18 protein-coding genes and 1 pseudogene are annotated in these 19,654 nt (G+C 63.0%); 6 read left to right on the plus strand and 13 right to left on the minus strand.

Annotation, left to right across the window (positions count from 1 at the left end; translation table 11 throughout):
• Positions 1–5: 5 nt before the first annotated feature.
• The 6 genes from ACTAQJ_RS08645 to rimP all read right to left on the minus strand — a co-directional run bounded on the left by ACTAQJ_RS08645 (position 6) and on the right by rimP (position 6,341).
• Complete coding sequence (locus tag ACTAQJ_RS08645) at positions 6–506, minus strand: nucleoside deaminase (RefSeq protein WP_498701707.1); 501 nt, start codon at positions 504–506, stop codon at positions 6–8.
• An 88-nt stretch (positions 507–594) separates the two neighbouring features.
• Positions 595–1,098 carry a 30S ribosome-binding factor RbfA gene (gene rbfA, locus ACTAQJ_RS08650; protein ID WP_431119451.1) on the minus strand — a complete coding sequence of 168 codons (504 nt, stop codon included), beginning with the start codon at positions 1,096–1,098 and terminating at the stop codon, positions 595–597.
• Positions 1,099–1,175: 77 nt separating this feature from the next.
• The gene (gene infB, locus ACTAQJ_RS08655) at positions 1,176–4,061 is read right to left on the minus strand and encodes a translation initiation factor IF-2 (protein ID WP_431119449.1); all 2,886 of its coding nucleotides are present in this window, start codon (positions 4,059–4,061) and stop codon (positions 1,176–1,178) included.
• Between the two features lie 152 nt (positions 4,062–4,213).
• Positions 4,214–4,555 carry a YlxR family protein gene (locus ACTAQJ_RS08660; protein WP_498701708.1) on the minus strand — a complete coding sequence of 114 codons (342 nt, stop codon included), beginning with the start codon at positions 4,553–4,555 and terminating at the stop codon, positions 4,214–4,216.
• 194 nt (positions 4,556–4,749) lie between these two features.
• Positions 4,750–5,730 (minus strand): transcription termination factor NusA, encoded by a 981-nt coding sequence (gene nusA / locus ACTAQJ_RS08665; protein WP_431119447.1) that lies wholly within the window; start codon positions 5,728–5,730, stop codon positions 4,750–4,752.
• On the minus strand, positions 5,730–6,341 hold the full coding sequence (rimP, locus tag ACTAQJ_RS08670; RefSeq protein ID WP_224092279.1) for a ribosome maturation factor RimP: 612 nt from the start codon (positions 6,339–6,341) through the stop codon (positions 5,730–5,732). Before rimP ends, nusA begins: the two co-directional genes overlap by 1 nt.
• A 105-nt stretch (positions 6,342–6,446) precedes the next feature.
• Here rimP and ACTAQJ_RS08675 point away from each other — a divergent pair, with 105 nt between their 5' ends.
• From ACTAQJ_RS08675 to ACTAQJ_RS08685, 3 genes are all read left to right on the plus strand, one after another.
• Positions 6,447–7,565, plus strand: a complete 1,119-nt coding sequence (locus ACTAQJ_RS08675; protein WP_498701709.1) for a DUF4439 domain-containing protein — start codon at positions 6,447–6,449, stop codon at positions 7,563–7,565.
• Between the two features lie 73 nt (positions 7,566–7,638).
• Positions 7,639–8,367, plus strand: a complete 729-nt coding sequence (locus ACTAQJ_RS08680) for a VIT1/CCC1 transporter family protein (protein ID WP_498701711.1) — start codon at positions 7,639–7,641, stop codon at positions 8,365–8,367.
• Between the two features lie 34 nt (positions 8,368–8,401).
• Positions 8,402–9,415, plus strand: a complete 1,014-nt coding sequence (locus ACTAQJ_RS08685; RefSeq protein WP_498701712.1) for an aminoglycoside phosphotransferase family protein — start codon at positions 8,402–8,404, stop codon at positions 9,413–9,415.
• Here the strand turns inward: ACTAQJ_RS08685 and ACTAQJ_RS08690 are convergent.
• Positions 9,408–10,202 (minus strand): sulfite exporter TauE/SafE family protein, encoded by a 795-nt coding sequence (locus ACTAQJ_RS08690; RefSeq protein WP_477513618.1) that lies wholly within the window; start codon positions 10,200–10,202, stop codon positions 9,408–9,410. The two genes, ACTAQJ_RS08685 and ACTAQJ_RS08690, sit on opposite strands and share 8 nt — an antisense overlap.
• On the minus strand, positions 10,199–12,010 hold the full coding sequence (locus ACTAQJ_RS08695) for a proline--tRNA ligase (protein WP_498701713.1): 1,812 nt from the start codon (positions 12,008–12,010) through the stop codon (positions 10,199–10,201). Before ACTAQJ_RS08695 ends, ACTAQJ_RS08690 begins: the two co-directional genes overlap by 4 nt.
• 502 nt (positions 12,011–12,512) lie before the next feature.
• Here ACTAQJ_RS08695 and ACTAQJ_RS08700 point away from each other — a divergent pair.
• From ACTAQJ_RS08700 to ACTAQJ_RS08710, 3 genes are read left to right on the plus strand one after another with little or no spacing between them, the layout of a single operon-like run.
• Positions 12,513–13,274 carry an ABC transporter ATP-binding protein gene (locus ACTAQJ_RS08700; RefSeq protein WP_498701714.1) on the plus strand — a complete coding sequence of 254 codons (762 nt, stop codon included), beginning with the start codon at positions 12,513–12,515 and terminating at the stop codon, positions 13,272–13,274.
• Between the two features lie 8 nt (positions 13,275–13,282).
• Positions 13,283–14,026: an ABC transporter permease gene (locus ACTAQJ_RS08705; protein ID WP_477513621.1), complete on the plus strand. Its 744-nt coding sequence runs from the start codon at positions 13,283–13,285 to the stop codon at positions 14,024–14,026.
• Entirely contained in the window at positions 14,023–14,634 is a 612-nt protein-coding gene (locus ACTAQJ_RS08710) for a TetR/AcrR family transcriptional regulator (RefSeq protein ID WP_498701715.1), read from the plus strand. Before ACTAQJ_RS08705 ends, ACTAQJ_RS08710 begins: the two co-directional genes overlap by 4 nt.
• Here the strand turns inward: ACTAQJ_RS08710 and ACTAQJ_RS08715 are convergent.
• The 5 genes and pseudogenes from ACTAQJ_RS08715 to dxr form a co-directional block, all read right to left on the minus strand.
• On the minus strand, positions 14,631–15,509 hold the full coding sequence (locus ACTAQJ_RS08715) for a GNAT family N-acetyltransferase (protein WP_431120174.1): 879 nt from the start codon (positions 15,507–15,509) through the stop codon (positions 14,631–14,633). The two genes, ACTAQJ_RS08710 and ACTAQJ_RS08715, sit on opposite strands and share 4 nt — an antisense overlap.
• A complete protein-coding gene (gene ispG, locus ACTAQJ_RS08720; RefSeq protein WP_216925300.1) occupies positions 15,472–16,638 on the minus strand; it encodes a flavodoxin-dependent (E)-4-hydroxy-3-methylbut-2-enyl-diphosphate synthase in 1,167 nt (388 codons plus the stop codon). The genes ACTAQJ_RS08715 and ispG overlap by 38 nt, the downstream gene beginning before the upstream one ends.
• 48 nt (positions 16,639–16,686) lie before the next feature.
• Positions 16,687–16,980, minus strand: coding sequence for a YciI family protein (locus tag ACTAQJ_RS08725; protein WP_431119433.1), 294 nt, complete (start codon positions 16,978–16,980; stop codon positions 16,687–16,689).
• Between the two features lie 85 nt (positions 16,981–17,065).
• The gene (locus ACTAQJ_RS08730; RefSeq protein WP_431119431.1) at positions 17,066–18,397 is read right to left on the minus strand and encodes a M50 family metallopeptidase; all 1,332 of its coding nucleotides are present in this window, start codon (positions 18,395–18,397) and stop codon (positions 17,066–17,068) included.
• A 61-nt stretch (positions 18,398–18,458) separates the two neighbouring features.
• Positions 18,459–19,641: pseudogene (gene dxr, locus ACTAQJ_RS08735) on the minus strand (1-deoxy-D-xylulose-5-phosphate reductoisomerase); the annotation flags it as partial.
• Positions 19,642–19,654 lie beyond the last annotated feature (13 nt).

Consider the following 19,654-nt stretch of genomic DNA (forward strand, 5'->3'; position numbering starts at 1 on the left):
AGCCGCTAGTAGTCGGTGCGTTCGGTGTTGTTACGCCAGGCTTCAAAGGGTGCCTCGGAGGCTGCTACCGGCGCATGTTCCACGGGAAGCAGCTCAGGCCGGGTACCGGCGAAGTACTCATAGAACACTGCATCATCGAAACCGGCCCTGGCGGCTCCGTGCCGGTCCGCAGCGAAATACACGCGGCCAATCCTGGCCCAGAGTGTGGCGGAGAGGCACAAGGGGCATGGCTCGCAACTGGCATAGAGTACCGAGCCGCTGAGATCGAAGTTGCCCATGTCCGCTGCGGCACGGCGAATGGCCACCACTTCGGCATGCGCCGTGGGATCGTTGTCGCGCGTTACCCGGTTTACGCCCTCATGGACGCTGCCATCCGGGGTAACGACAACAGCGCCAAACGGCCCACCGCCGTCGGAAACGTTCTGGACAGCAAGCCGTATGGCCCGGTTCAGGAATTCATCACGGTTCAGGAATTCATTATGCTGCTGTGCACTGTGCGCGGACATGCTTTCGATACTAACGACTTTGAGTACACGTAATGCCCCTGGGAACGCGTCCCAAGGGCATTAGATGTACACAAACTCAAAAAGATCTTTAGCGGTTGGCGTCTTCGTCGAGTTCGTCATCGTCCGCGAGGTCGATGTCTTCTTCGTCGAAGTCGTCTTCGTCGATTTCTTCGGAGGCCTCGCCCTTGTAGGGGTCAGCCTCGCCTGCGTGCTTGGCGCCGGCAGCCAAAGCGGCTACCTCGGCGTCGCGACGCTTTGCTTCACGGAGCAGTTCCTCAAGGTTCGATGCGTTGACCGGGATCTGGTCAGCAACGAACTCGAGGGTGGGAGTGAGCCGGACGGTGATATTGCGGCCGACTTCCTGTCGCAGCACACCCTTGGCCTTCTCCAATGCCCTGGCGGCGTCGGCGTGGGCTATCTCGTCACCAAAGACGGTGTAGTAGATGGTGGCGTGCTGAAGGTCGTTGGTGACGCGGGCGTCGGTGATCGTGATGGACTCGACGCGCGGGTCCTTGACCCTGCGGCCAAGGGCCTCGGCAACGACGACCTTTATCCGCTGCGCCAACTTGGCAGCGCGTGCCGGATCGGCCATGACTTCCTCCTGGAAAGTAGAAACGGGTACGGAACGGGTCCGCCGGGGCTACCCGACGGACCCGCTCCAAGCGGAACCTAGACGCGCGGCTTTTCGCGCATCTCGAAGGTCTCGATGATGTCGCCTTCGGTGATGTCGTTGAACGAGCCAAGACCGATACCACACTCGAAGTCAGTACGGACTTCGGTTGCGTCATCCTTGAAGCGCTTGAGCGTCTCAACGGTGAGGTTGTCACCGATGACCTTGCCGTCGCGGCTAACACGTGCCTTGGTGTTACGGCGGATGATGCCCGTGCGGACGATCGAACCGGCGATGTTTCCGAACTTGGAGGAACGGAAGACTTCGCGGACTTCGGCAGTACCGAGCTGGACTTCTTCGTACTCCGGCTTGAGCATGCCCTTCAGGGCCATCTCGATGTCATCGATTGCTGCGTAGATGACGGAGTAGAAGCGCATGTCCACGCCTTCGCGGTCAGCCAGTTCAGCGACGCGCTCAGCCGGCTTGACGTTGAAGCCGATGATGATGGCGTTGTCCACCGTTGCCAGGTTGACGTCGTTCTGCGTGATGGCACCCACACCGCGGTGGATGACACGGAGCTGAACGTCGTCGTCTCCGACATCGATCTTGAGCAAGGCGTCTTCGAGGGCTTCCACGGCACCGGATACGTCACCCTTGAGGATGAGGTTGAGGGTGTCGATCTTGCCTTCAGCAACGGCCTGGTCAAAGTCTTCCAGGCTGATGCGCTTGCGACGCTTGGCCAGTGCGGCGTTGCGGTCGGCAGCTTCACGCTTCTCGGCGATCTGGCGGGCCGTACGCTCGTCCGGCGTCACCAGGAAGGTGTCACCTGCACGCGGCACGTTGGACAGGCCGAGGACCTGGACCGGACGCGACGGCAGTGCGACATCGAGGGCCTCGCCGTTTTCGTCGAACATTGCACGGACGCGGCCGTGGGCCGTACCGGCCACGATCGTGTCACCCACGGCCAAGGTACCGGACTGCACCAGGACGGTGGCCACGGAACCGCGGCCCTTGTCCAGGTTCGCTTCGATGGCAATGCCTCGAGCGTCCTTGTCCGGGTTGGCGCGCAGATCCAGTGCGGCGTCGGCCGTCAGCAGGACGGCGTCGATCAGTTCGTCGATGTTGAGGTTCTGGCGGGCAGAGACCTCAACGAACATGGTGTCGCCACCGTATTCTTCGGGAACCAGGCCGTACTCGGTGAGCTGACCCTTGACCTTGTCGGGGTTGGCGCCTTCCTTGTCGATCTTGTTCACTGCCACGACGATCGGCACGTTGGCTGCCTGGGCGTGGTTGAGTGCTTCCACCGTCTGCGGCATAACGCCGTCGTCGGCTGCAACAACCAGGATCGCGATGTCGGTGACCTTGGCACCACGTGCACGCATGGCCGTGAAGGCCTCGTGACCGGGGGTGTCAATGAACGTGATGTCGCGGGCCGTGCCCTCGTGGATGTGGCTGATCTGGTAAGCACCGATGTGCTGGGTGATTCCACCGTGCTCGCCGGCCACAACGTTGGAGTTGCGGATGGCGTCAAGCAGGCGGGTCTTACCGTGGTCAACGTGACCCATGACGGTGACAACCGGCGGGCGGGCCTCAAGGACGTCGTCACCCTCGGCGTCGAGCTCGTCCTGGATGTTGATGTCGAACTGGTCCAGCAGCTCGCGCTCTTCGTCTTCCGGCGAAACAACCTGGAGCTTGTACCCAAGTTCGGCGCCAAGCAGTCCAAAGGTGTCTTCGTCGAGGGACTGCGTAGCCGTTGCCATCTCACCGAGGTGGAACAGAACGGTCACGAGCGACGCGGGGTTCGCATCGATCTTCTCTGCAAAGTCCGTGATGGAGGAACCACGGCGCAAACGGATGATGGTCTCGCCATCGCCGCGGGGTACTGATACGCCGCCCAGCGACGGAGCACTCATCTGCTCCAGTTCCTGGCGCTTTGCACGCTTCGACTTGCGCTGCTTGCCACGACCGGCGCCGCCCTTGCCGAAGGCACCCTGGGTACCACCGCGACCGCGGCCACCCTTGCCAAAGCCACCGCCGGCGGGAGCGCCGCCACCGGTACCTGCACCTGGTGCGCCACCGGGACGACCCGGTCCGCCACCCGGACGGCCTGCGCCACCGGGACGACCTGCGCCACCGGGAGCCGGACGCTCAGTGCGGTTGGGCATCATGCCCGGAGTAGGCCGGTTTCCGCCACCGGGACCGCCAGCCGGACGCGGAGCACCACCGGGACGGGGTGCACCGGGACGCGGAGCACCCGGACGGGGACCACCGCTGCCTGCTGCGGGACGGGGACCACCGGCACCTGCTGCGGGACGGGGACCACCGGGGCGTTCGCCATCGTTGCGGCCACCTGCACGGGGCATGCCCTGTGAGGTTGCAAACGGGTTGTTACCCGGGCGCGGCGGACGTTCGCCATCGCCACCACGGCCGCGGGGCATGCCCTGGGACGTAGCGAAGGGGTTGTTGCCCGGACGGGGACCGCCGGGACGCGGGGCCTGGCCGCCCTGGCGGGACGGAGCCGGAGTCTCTGCCTTGGGAGCAGGACGGGCACCAGGCTTTGCCGAAAACGGCGTCGTGGATGCGGCGGGAGCCGAGGGCGCTGCCGGGGCAGGCGCCGCAGGAGCAGGTGCAGCGGGGGCAGCAGGTGCCGCCGCGGCGGGTGCTGCCGGAGCCGGAGCCTTGGGTGCAGCGGGGCCCGGAGCCGGAGCGGCCGGACGGGATGTTGCGGGAGCAGCCGGAGCCTTGGGGGCGGCTGCAGGTGCGGGGGCAGCTGCCTTTGCAGCGCCTGCACCGGGGTAAGCGTCGCGAAGCTTCTTCACGACGGGGGCCTCAATGGTGGAAGAGGCGGAGCGAACGAATTCGCCCAATTCCTGCAGTTTTGTTACTGCATCTTTGGAAGTAATACCGAGCTCTTTGGCGAGCTCATGTACGCGGACCTTGGCCACATTTCTCCTGTCTCGGTCCGCACCGAGCCAGGCACGAACCGTCTACTTCTTACTGCGGGCCCCTGCCGCTAGCGCGACTGAAAGGCCCATTGCAGAGCGCAACAAAGTTGTCATCGTTACGCACTCATCGCTGGGAACTCATCGGGTTTCCATCAGTTTTCTGACCCGCTTTCAGGTTTGGACGGTTTTCCTGTGGCAGCCGGGGCCTCCACAAGTGGCGCGCCTGACATGAAGTAGCTTTCGACGGCGCCCGTTTCAGCAGCGCCCGCAAGGGCCCTTCCGAAAGCACGCCGCTTGATTGCCAATGCCAAGCACTTTTCGCTGGGATGCAGCCACGCACCCCTGCCGGCCATCCGGCGTCGAACATCGACAAGGACAGTGGACGAACCACGGCCTTGGGCGACCAGCCGGACAAGCTCGGACCGGGAGCCTTGCTTCCGGCATCCGATGCACGTACGAACAGGGCCATGGCCGCGTTCAAGCAGTTCAGCCACGACGTGTCCTTACCTGCCTCTGCAAACTTGCGCTGACGGCCGATACTGCACATGCAGATAAGGCACGTCAAAGCGCGCGGATACCGGACGTAAGCCCGGTTCCATCTATTCTAGCCCCCCGGCCCCGGACAGCCGAAACCGGCCACACCGCCAGCGCGGCGCGGCTCCCGACGGCCAGGCCGCCGGAACGATCGCTAGTCGGTCTTGGCCGGGGCGGCGTCGGACACGATATCGATCCGCCATCCGGTCAGCTTCGCAGCAAGGCGTGCGTTCTGGCCTTCCTTGCCAATCGCCAAGGAGAGCTGGTAGTCCGGCACAACTACCCGGGCCGAGCGCGTTGCCTCGTCCGTGATAGTGACCGAATTCACCCGGGACGGTGACAAGGAGTTGGCGATGAAGGTCGCCGGGTCCTCGCTGAAGTCCACGATGTCGATCTTTTCGTCATTGAGCTCAGTCATGACTGCACGGACGCGGGAGCCCATTTCGCCGATGCAAGCGCCCTTGGCGTTGACACCGGGGGTGTTCGCTTTGACGGCGATCTTGGTGCGGTGGCCAGCTTCCCGGGCAAGTGCCACGATCTCGACGGAACGGTCCGCGATTTCCGGAACTTCCATTTCGAACAACTTACGGACCAGGCCCGGGTGCGAACGCGACAACGTAATGGACGGGCCCTTCGCCCCGCGGTGGACATCCACCACGAAGGCACGAAGCCTGCTGCCGTGAATGTACTTCTCGCCAGGAACCTGCTCCGGTGGCGGCAACAGGGCCTCCACGGATCCAAGGTTTACCTGGATCATGTGCGGGTTGTTGCCCTGCTGGATCATGCCGGCGACGAGTTCGCCTTCGCGACCCTTGAATTCGCCCAATACGTTATCGTCCTCAACGTCACGAAGACGCTGAAGGATGATCTGGCGCGCCGTGCTTGCAGCGATGCGGCCGAAACCGGCCGGGGTGTCCTCGAACTCCCCGATGGCTTCGCCGTCGTCGTCGATTTCGGTTGCCCAGATGGTCACGTGGCCGCTCTTGCGGTCCAGCTCGGCGCGGGCCTTCTCGAAGGCACCGGGCGTCTTGTGATAGGCCACCAGGAGCGCTTGCTCGATGGTGGGAATCAGGAGGTCCAGCGGGATTTCACGCTCACGCTCCAGGAGTCTCAGTGCGCTCATGTCAATATCCATTAGGCCTCCTCGGAAGGTCCATTGTGTTCGTCTGCCAGCCCGGCCTCGTGGAGGTGGCTGAATTCAATCTCGACTTTTCCGTGGCGGATCCTGTCGAAAGGAATAGTGATGGGGTCGCCCTGTTTGGGCTTCATTCCCTTTTTGACCTCGTGCTCCGGAATGAGGGTCACACCGGCGTCATCTACTGACGCAATCCGGCCAAGGACGTTCTCACCCTGGATGACGTTGACCCTGACCATGCGGCCGCGGGCCCTGTGCCAGTGGCGTGGTTCCGTCAGCGGACGGCCTACTCCTGGCGAAGAAACTTCGAGGTCGTAGGGACGGCCGTCGTCGTGGGGATCGTTGTCCAGAATATCGGACAACCCACGCGAGACATCTGCGATGGCGTCAAGGCTGACGCCCCCGGTCTCCTCCTGCGGAAGATCCACGACGACGTGGACCGTGCGGTGTGAACCGGCGACGTGGATGGAAACATCCTCGAGGTAGAGCCTGTTGGCAAGGACTGCCGGTTCGAGCAGCGCCTTTAGCCTGCGCTCTTCCGGGTTGTGGATGGTGGCCGTTGAATTCGACTCAGTACGGTCTGTTGAAGTCGTGGCTTCCGAGTCACTCACGTTGCCCGCCGCCTCCCGATAGATGTTGTTGTGACTACTAGCCTAACGATTTTCGGCAGCACATGGTGCACGGAGTTTCCCGTCCACATGACACCATGGTGTGTTGTGGACGAGCAGACAAATGAAAAACGACGATCACCGGGTTGGGGCCGGCTCCTTCTCATTTCCGTGGTTGCGCTGCTCGTTGCGGGCACGGGAATCGTACTTCTACCGCGGGATTCCGGGACTCCCCCTACGGTTTCGTTCTCCGAGTCTGCCCTCGCCGACGCTTTCACCGATACCCACAGGCTGCGGGAATCGACTGCTGGATTGATGGCGGCTGCAGGATCCGGTTCCCAAACGGCCGCACTGGACGATGCTGTGACATTGCTGACAACACAGTCCCGGGCCCTCCTTCCACCTTCTGCCGCAGCCAGCGCCATGGCCGGCACTGCTGATACTTCTGCCTCCTCCTCAGCCTCGACGGCAGGCGATAAAGATGACCAGGCTGAAGATGATGCGCCCCCCGAAGCGACGCCTGTTTCGGTTGTGGCCGGCCTGACCGCCAGCGGCCGGCAACGACTGGAGGACGCCCGCGAGGCCGACGGCGGGATCGCCCGGTTGCTCGCCGCCGTCGGATCCGCCCAACTTCTGCAGGGCGAAAAACTGGCTGCGATGTGGCAGCTGCGGGTACCGTCGCCGACGTCGAGCGGTAACCCGCCTGCCACAACACCAGCTGTGCACCAGTGCCCTTCAGTCAGCCCCACCCCGGAGGCAACCGCTGCCACTACCGATGCGGCTCTTGCGGCCACTGTCCGCTCCGAACAGGAAGCCGTCTACATCTATCAGGTGGCGCTGAAGCGATTGGACGCTGGCGCAACTGCCCAAGCCGCCAAGGACCTTGCGGTACACGAGCGTCTCCTTCAACAAGCGGAAGCCCTGACCCGCCGTAACTGTGGCGACGTCCCTACCCGGGAGGCCGGATACAGGCTGCCTGGACAGTTCGCTGAAGACCCGGCCGCGGGCTTGGGAGCCCTGGAATCGGACTCCCTGCAGGGATTTGGCGACCTCATCGCGCTTTCGACAGGAGAGACCCGGGACTGGGCTACCAGCAGCCTGCTGGCTGCTGTCCGCAGGAGCCTGGATTGGGGCGCCACGCTTGCCGCCTTGCCGGGGTTGGAGCTCGACGACGATGACTTGCCTCCCCTGCCAACGCCCACACCAGTTAGTCCCAACCTGAAGTGAGTCCAAGCGGCGGATGGGATAGGCGAGCCTAGCCATGCTGGTCAAGGCAGCCCGCCGGTGCTTGGCTTGAAGCATGGCTTCCGCAGAAACTGCCACCACACACGAGAACGAACCGCATCGCGATGACCTTGCCCACAGGCTGAACTGGCTGCGCGCCGGAGTTTTGGGTGCGAACGACGGCATCGTCTCCGTCGCCGCAATCGTCGTCGGCGTGGCCGGCGCCACGACCAACACCGGCAGCATCCTTGCCGCCGGCACGGCTGGCCTGGTCGGTGGCGCCATTTCCATGGCGTTGGGCGAATATGTATCCGTCAGCAGCCAGAGCGACACACAGAAGTCGCTCATCGAGAAGGAACGCCGGGAACTCGCTGAGCAGCCGGAGGAAGAACTCGAAGAGCTCGCCGCGATCTACCAGGCGAAGGGGCTCACCGCGCCTACCGCCCGGACAGTGGCGGAAGAACTGACGAAGCATGATGCTCTTGCCGCCCACCTGTCAGCCGAGCTCAATATCCATGAAGACGACATCGTGAGTCCGTGGAACGCCGCCCTTGCATCGGCAGTGGCGTTTACCCTGGGCGCCGTGCTTCCCATGCTGGCCATCCTGCTCCCTCCCCCCGGAATGCGCGTTCCACTGACGTTCGCTGCCGTCCTGCTGGCTCTCGCGATCACGGGAGCCGTGGGGGCTTGGATTGGTGGGGCACCGAGATTCCGCGCTGCAGCACGGGTGGTGTCAGGCGGAGCCTTGGCGCTTGCAGCCACGTTCTCGATCGGAAGCCTGTTGGGCGCCAGCGGCGTTTTCTGAGGGTAGTACCGCCGGGCAGAGCTAGGCTGATGGCGTGACCCTTCACGCCATGATTCCGATTCCGGGCGACCTGCACGCCCGATACAACCGCGATTCTGCGGGGCGGGACTGGTTGGCGAGCCTTCCGGGGCTTATCCGTGAGGCTTTGGACCGTTGGCAGTTGTCCGTGGACCTCGCACCCGGTGAAGAGCCCTGGAACGGACACGGAGCCTTGGTTGTGCCCGTTCTCCAGCACGGCAGGCAGGCTGCGCTGAAGATCGCCTATCCGCATGAGGAAGCACTTGCAGAGCGCCATGCCCTGGCCCTGTGGGGCGGCCACGGAGCTGTCCGGCTCCTGGCTGCCGACACCACGAGTTGCTCGATGCTGCTGGAACGCCTTGACGCGTCCCGGTGGCTGCAGGACGCCCCCATGGATGAAGCCCGGCAGGTCTGGGGTGACATCATGCGCGAGCTTTCAATTGCCCCGGATGATCGTCCCGAGTGGCGGGGATTCGATCACATCGCTGCCACGGCCGAGCGCTGGAGCGACGAAATGCCTTCGGAGTGGGAGCGGCAGGACCGGCCCTTCCCGCGATGGTTATTGGAGGCCGCGCTGGAAGTGTGCCAGACCCGCGGTGCTGTTGGCCGCCGATCCAGCAGGGACGTCCTGGTGCACACCGATCTGCACTTCATGAACATCCTCGCCATCTTGGGCGCCGGCCGCCGCGACTACCTGGCCATTGATCCCCAGCCGCAGATCGGTGAGGCCGAATTTGCGGTGGCACCTGTTCTGTGGAATCGGATCAAGGATCTGTCACATCGCGACCCTGCAGCTGCCCTGCGGGAGCGATGCAGGGATTTCAGCCTCGCCGCTGGGCTTGATCCGGAGGTCGCGCGACAGTGGAGCGTTGCCCGCGAAGTGGACAACGCCCTGTGGTATGCGGGAAAACGAGGACACGAAGGCGATCTGGCCCGTTCCCTGTGGGTGGCGAGCACACTGGCGGGCAGGACGCTCGAAGGACTTCCAGCAGCACATGATTTGCCCGAGCCCGGGGACGCAGTCAGCTGACGTTGTCGTTCCAGACGTCCACGCCGAGCTTGATGATCAGTGCCGCCACGACGATCAGGAAGACGATCCGTACAAAGCTGCTCCCCCTGGCTACAGCTGTCCGGGCACCAAGGTATCCGCCCGCCATGTTCGCCAGCCCCAGCACCAGGCCCACTCCCCACAGCAAGGAGCCGTGAGGGAGGAAGAAAATGAGGGCACCGGCATTGGTGGCCATGTTGACGATCTTGGCTTTTGCGCTGGCTTCAAGGAAGGCGTAGCCCATCGCCGAGACCAAGGCGATCACCAGGAATGATCCCGTACCGGGACCGATCAGGCCATCGTAGAAACCGATCACTGCACCGATCAGGCAGGCCACCACATAGTGCTTGTGCCCATCGTGCCGCAGAGCCGTCAGCTCACCTGCGCTGGGGCGGAGTGCGGTGAAAATCGCGACGGCGATCAGCGCCACCACAATGATTGGCTTGAAGACGCTGGCCGGCAGCGATGAAGCGAGGATGGCACCGCCAAAGCTCCCCGCCAGTGCAATCACCGCCATGGGTATCGCCGTCTTGAGGTCCGGTCCCACCCGCCGGTAATAGGTTGTGGCACTGGTGGTGGTGCCGAAGATGGAACCCATCTTGTTCGTGGCCAGGGCCTGGACGGGGGTAATGCCAGGCACCAGCAGCAGTGCGGGGAGCTGGATCAGCCCCCCGCCTCCTACTACCGCATCAACCCAGCCGGCTGCGAATCCAGCCACCACAATCAGGATGATGGTGGTGAGCTGGATGGTCTCGAAGCCGGAAATCACCGGTTACGGACAGCGTTGACCACGTAATCCACGGCTTTTTCCACCGAGATGTTCTCGGCTTCACCGCTGCGACGGTCCTTGATCTCCACTACGCCGTCCACGAGTCCACGGCCGACGGCCAAGATAGTGGGCACGCCGACGAGCTCGGCATCGCCAAACTTGACGCCGGGAGAAACCTTGGGCCGGTCATCAAAGATGACGTCGAGGCCTGCAGCCTCGAGTTCCGCCGATAGCTTCTCTGCAGCTTCGAAAATTTCGTCACCGCGGCCCACAGCCACAACGTGTACGTCGGCCGGGGCCACCGAGCGTGGCCACACGAGGCCGCGGTCGTCATGGTTGGCTTCGGCAAGGGCTGCGACAGCGCGGGTGACACCAACACCATAGGAGCCCATGGTGACAACTACCTGCTTGCCGTTCTGGTCCAGTACCTTCAGATCCAGCGCCTCGGCGTACTTGCGTCCGAGTTGGAAGATGTGGCCCATTTCGATGCCACGGGCAGTTTCAAGCGGTCCGGAGCCATCCGGTGCCGGATCCCCTGCGCGGACGTCGGTGCATTCGATGACGCCGTCCCAGGTGAAGTCGCGGCCCGCTACCAGTCCGAAGACGTGCTTGCCATCGATGTTGGCGCCCGTCACCCAGGTTGTGCCTGAGACGACGCGGGGATCCACGAGGTACAGCAGCTTGGAAGAGCCTTCCAGGCCCAGCACTGCTTCATCCAGGGACAAGCCAGGCCCGATGTAGCCCTTCACCAACCACGGCAGCTTCCTGAGGTCTTCTTCGTTGGCTGCCTCCAGGCCGATCTCGCCGGCAATGGGAAGGAACGATCCTATGTTCGCTTCCACCCGTTTGAGATCCACGGCACGGTCACCCGGAACGCCGAGGACGACGATCTGGCGTTCGCCGGTGGGGAGAGTCACGGCGAGCACGACGTTCTTGAGCGTGTCAGCGGCAGTCCAGGCGCCGCCGTCGGCCTCGCCGCGGGGTGCGAGCTGGTTGGCTGCGTCAACCAGCGTCTCGATGGTGGGTGTGTTCGGGGTGTCCAGAACCTGGGCAGCCGGCGCGTCCGTGAAATCAATATCCTCAGGGACAACCGTGGTGACGGCCTCGACGTTGGCGTAGTAGCCGCCGGCCGAGCGCACAAAGGTGTCCTCGCCGATCTCCGTGGGGAAGAGGAATTCTTCGCTCTTGGAGCCGCCCATGGCGCCTGCCGTGGCAGCAACCGGAATGACTTCCAGGCCCAGACGTTCGAAGATCTTCAGGTATGCGGCGCGGTGGGCGGCGTAGCTCGCGTCCAAGCCGGCGTCGTCAACGTCGAACGAGTAGGAGTCCTTCATGATGAACTCGCGCCCACGGAGGAGACCTGCACGGGGACGCGCTTCATCGCGGTACTTGTTCTGGATCTGGTACAGGCTCAGCGGCAGGTCCTTGTACGAGGAGTACAGATCCTTGACCAGGAGGGTGAACATTTCCTCGTGCGTCGGAGCCAGGAGGTAGTCGGCGCCCTTGCGGTCCTGAAGCCTGAACAGGCCCTCTCCGTACTCGGTCCAGCGGTTGGTGGCCTCGTAGGGTTCGCGCGGCAGCAGTGCCGGGAAGTGGACTTCCTGCGCGCCGATGGCGGACATTTCCTGCCGGATGATTTCCTCCACCTTGCGCAGGACGCTGAGTCCCAGCGGCAGCCACGTGTAAATGCCAGGCGCGGCACGGCGGATGTAACCGGCCCGGACCAGGAGCTTGTGGCTGGCGACCTCGGCGTCGACGGGATCTTCACGCAGGGTGCGCAGGAACAACTGGGAAAGGCGAAGGACCACGGGTACGTATCCGTTTCTATGGCAGATGTGGCAAAAACAACTGTCTACTAATCTACCGGCTGCCAGCGGGCGGCTTGGCACAGAATGGCTCAGCCCCAAAACGGTAATCACAGAGAAGAGCCACGCCGTCGCGTCTGGAAGCCCCTGGCCAAAGATCGGCTGGTCATCCTGCGATGGCGTGGCTCAGCGGCCGGCCGGCCGCAGACTCTGTCCGGGGACTAGTCCCCCGTTCCCTCCAGCGGAACGGGATCGCCTGCGACTGGGACGCATTGGTGACTGCCGAACTCACGGATGGTGCGGCTGCCAAAGGCATCCTTCAAGGTCTTTGCCATGATTCCCCCTGTAACCACCCGTGCCCCATCGACACGGCTTGGGAAAAACCTATGTGATAGCGGACACGTTTTCAAGGATTTTGATGGCAAAGGCCTATTGACCGCCCCACTGGCCGGACTTAGCGTTAATTCATCACTTGGTGAATTACTCGCTGGTGCCGGAGGCAGCCATGTCACAAGCAGCAATAGAATCCACAGGCCTGCACATCTCCCGGGGCAGAACAAGAATCCTGCGGGGCCTGGACTTCACGGTGGACAGCGGGCGCATCACGGGGCTTCTCGGCCCGTCAGGAAGCGGCAAGACAACACTCATGCGTGGCATCGTGGGGGTTCAGCGGATCACCCGCGGGTCCATCAGCGTCTTAGGCCGCCCAGCCGGCAGCGCACCGTTAAGGCACGACGTCGGGTACGTCACCCAAGGTGCCAGCGTCTACGCGGACCTCAGCGTCGAAGCCAACGTCAAGTACTTCGGCGCCATGCACAAGGCAACGGCGACGGACGTCGCGGAGTCGATTGCCGCCGTCGGGCTCGAATCGTTTGCCAAGCAGAAAGCCGGGAACCTCTCGGGCGGGGAGTTCAGCCGCGTGTCCCTGGCATGCGCGCTGGTGGCGCACCCCAAGCTCCTGGTCCTGGACGAACCGACAGTGGGTTTGGATCCGGTACTGCGTGCGGAATTGTGGGAGCGGTTCGTTGACATGGCCGCCGGCGGAACAACGCTCCTGGTTTCCAGTCATGTGATGGAAGAAGCGTCGCATTGTTCTTCGTTGCTGCTTCTGCGGGACGGCCTGCTGCTGGCGCAGCTCACACCCGCCGAGCTCGCAAGCCGGGGACGCAGCAATGACCTTGAGCGCGCGTTCCTGAACATGATCAAAGACGCCGAACGTGGCCCGGACAGTGGTCAGCCGGCAAAGGAAAGCCAGGTGGCATCATGAATCTTCGGATGACCTTTGCCACCACCGCCCGGGTCCTGGGTCAATTGCGGCACGATCACCGCAGTGTGGCGCTCATTATGGTGGTTCCGGCGCTGCTGCTCACCGCCGTCTATTATCTTTTCGAGAACGAAACGCTGCCCCCGGGCTTTCCACGCACCTTCGACCGCGTCGGCCTGATGATGTTGGCGATCTTCCCGTTCGTCGTCATGTTCCTGGTCACGTCCATCACCATGCTGCGGGAACGAACCTCCGGGACCTTGGAGCGGCTCCTCACTACACCCATCCATAAAGCGGACCTCTTGTTCGGCTACGCCATTGCCTTCTCCATCATGGCCGCGCTGCAGTCGCTGGTTGCCACGGCTGTCGCATACTGGATCTTCGATCTCGACATCAAGGGCAGTCCCGGGTTCGTCGTGCTGATCGCGGTCATCAACGCTGTCCTTGGCGTGGCCCTGGGGCTGCTGTGTTCGGCCTTTGCACGCACCGAGTTCCAGGCTGTGCAGTTCATGCCGGTAGTGGTGGTGCCACAGATCCTGCTCTGCGGACTCTTCGTGGCCCGGGAGCAGATGAACGACGTCCTCGAGGCCATCTCCGGAGTTCTTCCCCTGACGTTTTCTGTTGATGCCCTTCAGGAGATCGCAGGGAACATCGATGCCACTGAAACCATGTGGCAGGACACTATGGTGATGGGCGGAATCGTGGTGGGAGTCCTTGTCCTGGCCTCATTGACGCTGAGGCGGCAGACCTCATGAGCCTGGAACCCCTGCGCCGTGGCCGTCGAAGCGGGAGCGACCATTCGCGCGAAGCCATTGTGGTGGCGGCCCGGAAGTTGTTCGCAGAGCACGGGTTCGACGGCACCAGTCTTCGGCAAGTGGCGAGGGAAGCCTCAGTGGACCCGGCCATGGTGCATCACTTCTTCAAAGGCAAAGACGAATTGTTCGCCTCCAGCGTGGAGTTGCCTGCCGATCCTGAAGAGGTCCTGGCCGGCGTTGAAACCCTGGAACCGGAGGCGAGGGCAGAAGCACTTGTCCGTGCGGTCGTCCGGCTATGGGAGGGCCCGGCGCAGCCCGGTCTGGTGGCATTCGTTCGGGGAACCATCGGATCGAAAGCCAAAACGGCACTGCTGCGGGAGACCGTGAGCCGGACCATCCTGTCCCGGGTCATGGTGGGCGTGCAAGGTCCTGCTGAGGAAGTCCGCCTGCGTGGCAACCTGGTGGCGACACAAATGGTGGGACTGATGCTGCTCCGGTACGTGATCCGGCTCGAACCTCTGGCGAGTGCTGATCAGGAGGAAGTGGTGAGCATGGTGGCACCCACCATCCGGCGGTATCTCACCGGGAACCTGGACGCCCCGGGCTAGAACAAGACCGTTGCGAACGTGCCCACTTGCTCGAAGCCGACTCTTTCGTAGGTGGCCCGCGCTTTAGCGTTGTAGTCATTGACGTACAGGCTCGTTACGGGCGCAAAGGTACGTGAAAGATTTACGACGGCGGCCATGTAACCGGCGCTTTGGTGGTGTCCACGCATCTCCGGATTCATCCATACGCCCTGGACCTGCGTGACGTCCTGGGTAACTGCACCCAACTCTGCCTTGAAAACCACGCTTCCGGCAGCGTCGATGTGGACCAGGGAATGCCCTTGGCGGATAAGCCCGGCAACGCGCCTGCTATAGAAGTCCTGACCGCCCAGGAACGGCGAGTAGCCAACTTCTTCTTCGAACATGGCGGCGCAGGCGGGCAGGATGCGTTCGAAGTCCGCCATAGTGCCGAAGGTCAGCAGCGGATTGGCTTCGATGGCCGGCCCGCCGGAAATGGTCAAAAGGGGCTGCCTGGAGCGGACTTCGTGCGCGAAGTGGCCCAACTGCTCAAAGCGGGAGTAGAGCGCGAGGACTGTTTCCGCCGGCCCGAAGATGGAGGCGTACCGCCTGCCGGATTGGTGGGCCGCCGTAGCTACATATCCGGTAAGCCCTGGGTCGAGTTGCACCGGGACCAGATTGGCCCCCGCCCAACAGGCTCCAAGGAGGGTGTCGTCGTCGAACACGCCAAAGACGCTGGCGCCGCCGCTGGTGGGCGCTGCCGTTCCTACGCTGTCCAGATGCGCAAGGATGAAGACGTTGGCAACGGGATCTTCGCTCGCAAGCGCGCGAAGGGCCAAGGTGTCGGCACTGCCGAGCACCCTGACCCCCAGGCCTGTCTCGTTACGAGACGCTAACCACGGGGCTACCCTTGACAGCATCTTCGCCATCGGCCTCCCCCATCTCTTCAGCGATACGCATGGCCTCTTCGATCAGTGTCTCAACAATTTCGCTTTCAGGCACTGTCTTGATGACTTCGCCCTTCACGAAAATCTGGCCCTTGCCGTTTCCGGATGCCACACCGAGATCTGCTTCACGGGCTTCACCCGGACCATTGACTACACAGCCCATAACGGCCACGCGGAGGGGGATTTCCATCCCCTCAAGGCCGGCGGTTACCTGCTCAGCCAACGTGTACACATCCACCTGGGCGCGGCCACAGGACGGGCAGGACACAATTTCAAGCTTTCGGGGGCGCAGGTTCAACGACTGCAGGATCTGGTTGCCAACCTTGATTTCCTCCACGGGCGGCGCCGAGAGGGAAACGCGGATAGTGTCACCGATGCCGCGGGACAGCAGTGCCCCGAAGGCAGTTGCGGACTTGATGGTTCCCTGGAAGGCCGGACCGGCTTCGGTCACGCCAAGGTGCAGGGGCCAGTCGCCCTTTTCGGCGAGCATCTCGTAGGCAGCAACCATGATCACGGGGTCGTTGTGCTTCACGGAGATCTTGAAGTCGTGGAAACCGTGCTCTTCGAAGAGCGAGGCCTCCCAGACCGCGGACTCCACCAGCGCTTCGGGGGTGGCCTTGCCGTACTTCTTCATGATGCCCGGCTCCAGGGAACCAGCGTTGACGCCAATCCGGATGGATGTGCCGTGGTCCTTCGCGGCTGCCGCGATTTCCTTGACCTGGTCATCGAACTTCCGGATATTGCCTGGGTTCACACGAACCGCTGCGCATCCCGCTTCAATGGCCGCAAAAACGTACTTCGGCTGGAAGTGGATATCGGCGATCACGGGGATCTGGGATTTGCGGGCAATGATCGGCAATGCCTCGGCGTCGTCTGCCGACGGGCACGCAACGCGGACGATGTCGCAGCCGGAGGCCGTCAGTTCAGCGATCTGTTGAAGCGTGGCGTTGATATCCGTGGTGGGCGTGGTAGTCATGGACTGCACGCTGATGGGCGAATCGGAGCCAACGCCAACAGACCCAACCTTGATCTGCCGCGTCTTACGTCGCGGGGCAAGGACGGGGGGTGGGGCGGCTGGCATTCCCAGGCTGACCGAGGTCACGTGGACTCCTTGGGTTTGGGGTGGATCGTTGTGGTGGGGACGCCGGAGCTAGGACGCGTGGGCAGCCAGGACGCCGATGATGGGGTCCCATTCCGTGGTGCGGATGCCGGCTATCACTCCGGCTTCAGCGAACGGATCCTGCTTCAGGAGGTCATTGAGTTCGGCTTCATCTGCTGACTTGAAGATGAGCAGTGCGCCGGCACCATCACCGTAGGGTCCGCTCGCAAGCAGCGTGCCATCCTCTGCGAGATCGCCCAGCCAGGCACGGTGCGCCGCGCGGGCTTCGTCGCGGAGGGCGCCGGACTCGGCGACGTATACATACTCAACAGCGAAAACAGTCATGAAGCTAGCCTATCCCGCCGCGTGGCGATGATCCGCCATCCATTCCAGCTCACCAACAGACCCTGCTGTCCGAGGCATGAGGATTTCAGCCAAAGATATTGACGGGCTTGACGATGTCCGCGTAGATCAGCAGCGCGCCCATGGCCATCAGCAGCGCTGCCACCACATATGTGGCGGGAAGCAGCTTTGCGATATCGAAAGCACCTGGATCCGGCTTTCCCCTCAGCCTGGCCACTTGGCGCCGCGCCCCCTCATACAGCGCACCTGCCACGTGGCCGCCATCGAGAGGCAGCAGGGGTACAAGGTTGAAGATGGCCAGCGCGAAGTTCAGGCCGGCAAGCAGCCCTACCAAGGTTCCGATGCGTGCTTGGAGCGGTACCTCTTCCATCGCAGCAACTTCGCCGGCCACCCGACCGACGCCCACCACACTGATGGGCCCGTTCGGATCGCGGGGTTCCTCGCTGAAAGCGGCCTTCGCCACACCAACCACACGGGCAGGCAGGTTAAGGATTACTCCGGAAATCTGCTTGATATTCTCCCCCGCCATGGGAAGAACCGACGACGCCGGCTGGGGAACCAAGGCGCTCTGCGCGCCGATTCCCAGGAAGCCAACCTCCTGGTACTTCAGCACGCCGTTGGCGTCCTGCTCCTGGCGTCCATCGGCACCCACAACCGGCCGCGAGGACAAGACCGGAGTAACGGTGGTGGAAACTTCCGAGCCGTTGCGTTCTACTGTGATGGGTACCTCCCTGCCCGCCGAGGCCCGGATCCAGCCGGTGAGTTCATCCCAGCTGGTGACGGCTTTGCCGTCGAAAGTCTTGACGGTGTCGTTCGGCTGCAGGCCGGCGGCCGCCGCAGGTGTTGGCTTGCAGTCCGCCGAATCAGGATCCACCGTTTTCCCCGCAGCCACCTGGCACTTTGAAACGTCCGCGATGGTGGTGGTGGCCGTGGCAACGCCAAAACCCATGAGCAGGATGGCAAGGAGAACCAAACCGATCAGCATGTTCATGGCCGGGCCGCCGAGCATGATGATGATCTTCTTCCAGACCGGCAGCTTGTAAAAGACCCTGCCTTCGTCCCCGGGGCCTACTTCTTCATGCGCAACGGAACGGGCCTCGCTGGCAAGTGTCTGGAACATGCCCGTGCTGGAGGGACGTACCCCGCCATCTTCTTTGTTGGGCGGGTACATGCCGATCATGGCCACGTAGCCACCCAACGGAAGGGCCTTGAAGCCGTACTCCGTTTCACCCTTCTTCCTGGACCACAAGGTTGGCCCGAAGCCAATCATGTACTTGGTCACGCGCACCTTAAAGAGCTTCGCGGGGACCAGATGGCCAACCTCGTGCAAAGCGATGGATACCGCGACGCCAAGGGCGACGAAGACGACTCCGAGGATGAACAGAAGGACGGGACTCATGCTGACGGGACTGCTTCCATAGGGGTTTCTCTGTGGGTTTCTGAGCTATACGGCGCTGTTGGCTGAAACGATCATGGGTGCGCGTGCGTGCCCAACTCTCAGCATCCAGCACGGACTCCACCGTAAGCTCCGAAGAACCTGAACTGTTCGCTGAGGACGGACTCCACCGTGTCCACAATGTCCGTGAAGCGGATACGACCCGCGTGGAAAGCCTCCACAGCTTCCTCGTTGGCCGCGTTGAAGACGGCAGGGTAAGTGCTGCCCTGCTTCGCGGCCTCCTTGGCGAGCTCCACGGCCGGAAACGCAACCGAGTCCAGTGGTTCGAATGTCCAACTTGTGGCTTGGGTCCAGTCGCATGGCTGGGCAGCCCTTGGAACCCTTCCGGGCCAGCCCAGCCCTAAGGCGATGGGAAGCCGCATGTCAGGCGGCGACGCCTGGGCAATGATGGACCCATCCACAAACTGGACCATCGAGTGGACCACCGACTGTGGATGGACCACGACCTCGATCCTGTCCAGGGGTACGTCGAACAGCAGATGTGCCTCGATCACTTCAAGGCCCTTGTTAACGAGGCTCGCCGAGTTGGTGGTGACCATGAGGCCCATATCCCAGGTGGGATGCGCCAGGGCCTCGGCCGGCGTGACATCGTGAAGCTGCTCACGGCTGCGGCCCCGGAAAGGTCCGCCGGACGCCGTGAGAATCAACTTCTCCACCTCCTGCTCAGTACCTGAACGCAGGCACTGGGCGATGGCCGAATGTTCGGAATCGACAGGCACAATCTGGCCGGGGCGGGCAGCTGCTTTCACCAGGGCACCACCGACAATCAGCGACTCTTTATTAGCGAGCGCCAAGGTGGCGCCGGATGCCAGCGCGGCCAGGGTTGGCGCCAGGCCAATGGAGCCGGTGATGCCGTTGAGAACGACGTCGCATTCCACTTCGGCAATGCGGGTGGACGCGTCCGGTCCAACGAAAATCTGCGGGGCGAAGTTGCGCAAGCCGCTTCGGGCCGCCGCGGCGTCAATCAGGTTCTGCAATGCTTCCGGATCGCCGTGGGCAATGCCAACGGCCTGCGCCCGCGTATGCACAGCTTGGTGGGCAAGCAGTTCCAGGTTCCCGCCGCCGGCGCTCAGTGCCACCACTTCGAAAAGGTGCGGGGCGCCGTCGACGACGTCAATCGCCTGTGTGCCGATGGAACCGGTGGACCCGAGGATGACGATCTTGCGCGGCTGCGATTGCTTAAGTATCCCAGCAGCCGCA

The organism is Arthrobacter sp. alpha11c, assembly GCF_054149985.1.

Bases quoted from the DNA above. Each gene is read 5' to 3' on its own strand.
- ACTAQJ_RS08645 (WP_498701707.1), bottom strand. From the start codon at position 506: ATGTCCGCGCACAGTGCACAGCAGCATAATGAATTCCTGAACCGTGAT.
- rbfA (WP_431119451.1), bottom strand. From the start codon at position 1,098: ATGGCCGATCCGGCACGCGCTGCCAAGTTGGCGCAGCGGATAAAGGTC.
- nusA (WP_431119447.1), bottom strand. From the start codon at position 5,730: ATGGATATTGACATGAGCGCACTGAGACTCCTGGAGCGTGAGCGTGAA.
- ACTAQJ_RS08680 (WP_498701711.1), top strand. From the start codon at position 7,639: ATGGCTTCCGCAGAAACTGCCACCACACACGAGAACGAACCGCATCGC.
- ACTAQJ_RS08700 (WP_498701714.1), top strand. From the start codon at position 12,513: ATGTCACAAGCAGCAATAGAATCCACAGGCCTGCACATCTCCCGGGGC.
- ACTAQJ_RS08705 (WP_477513621.1), top strand. From the start codon at position 13,283: ATGACCTTTGCCACCACCGCCCGGGTCCTGGGTCAATTGCGGCACGAT.
- ACTAQJ_RS08710 (WP_498701715.1), top strand. From the start codon at position 14,023: ATGAGCCTGGAACCCCTGCGCCGTGGCCGTCGAAGCGGGAGCGACCAT.
- ACTAQJ_RS08715 (WP_431120174.1), bottom strand. From the start codon at position 15,509: ATGCTGTCAAGGGTAGCCCCGTGGTTAGCGTCTCGTAACGAGACAGGC.
- ACTAQJ_RS08725 (WP_431119433.1), bottom strand. From the start codon at position 16,980: ATGACTGTTTTCGCTGTTGAGTATGTATACGTCGCCGAGTCCGGCGCC.
- ACTAQJ_RS08730 (WP_431119431.1), bottom strand. From the start codon at position 18,397: ATGAGTCCCGTCCTTCTGTTCATCCTCGGAGTCGTCTTCGTCGCCCTT.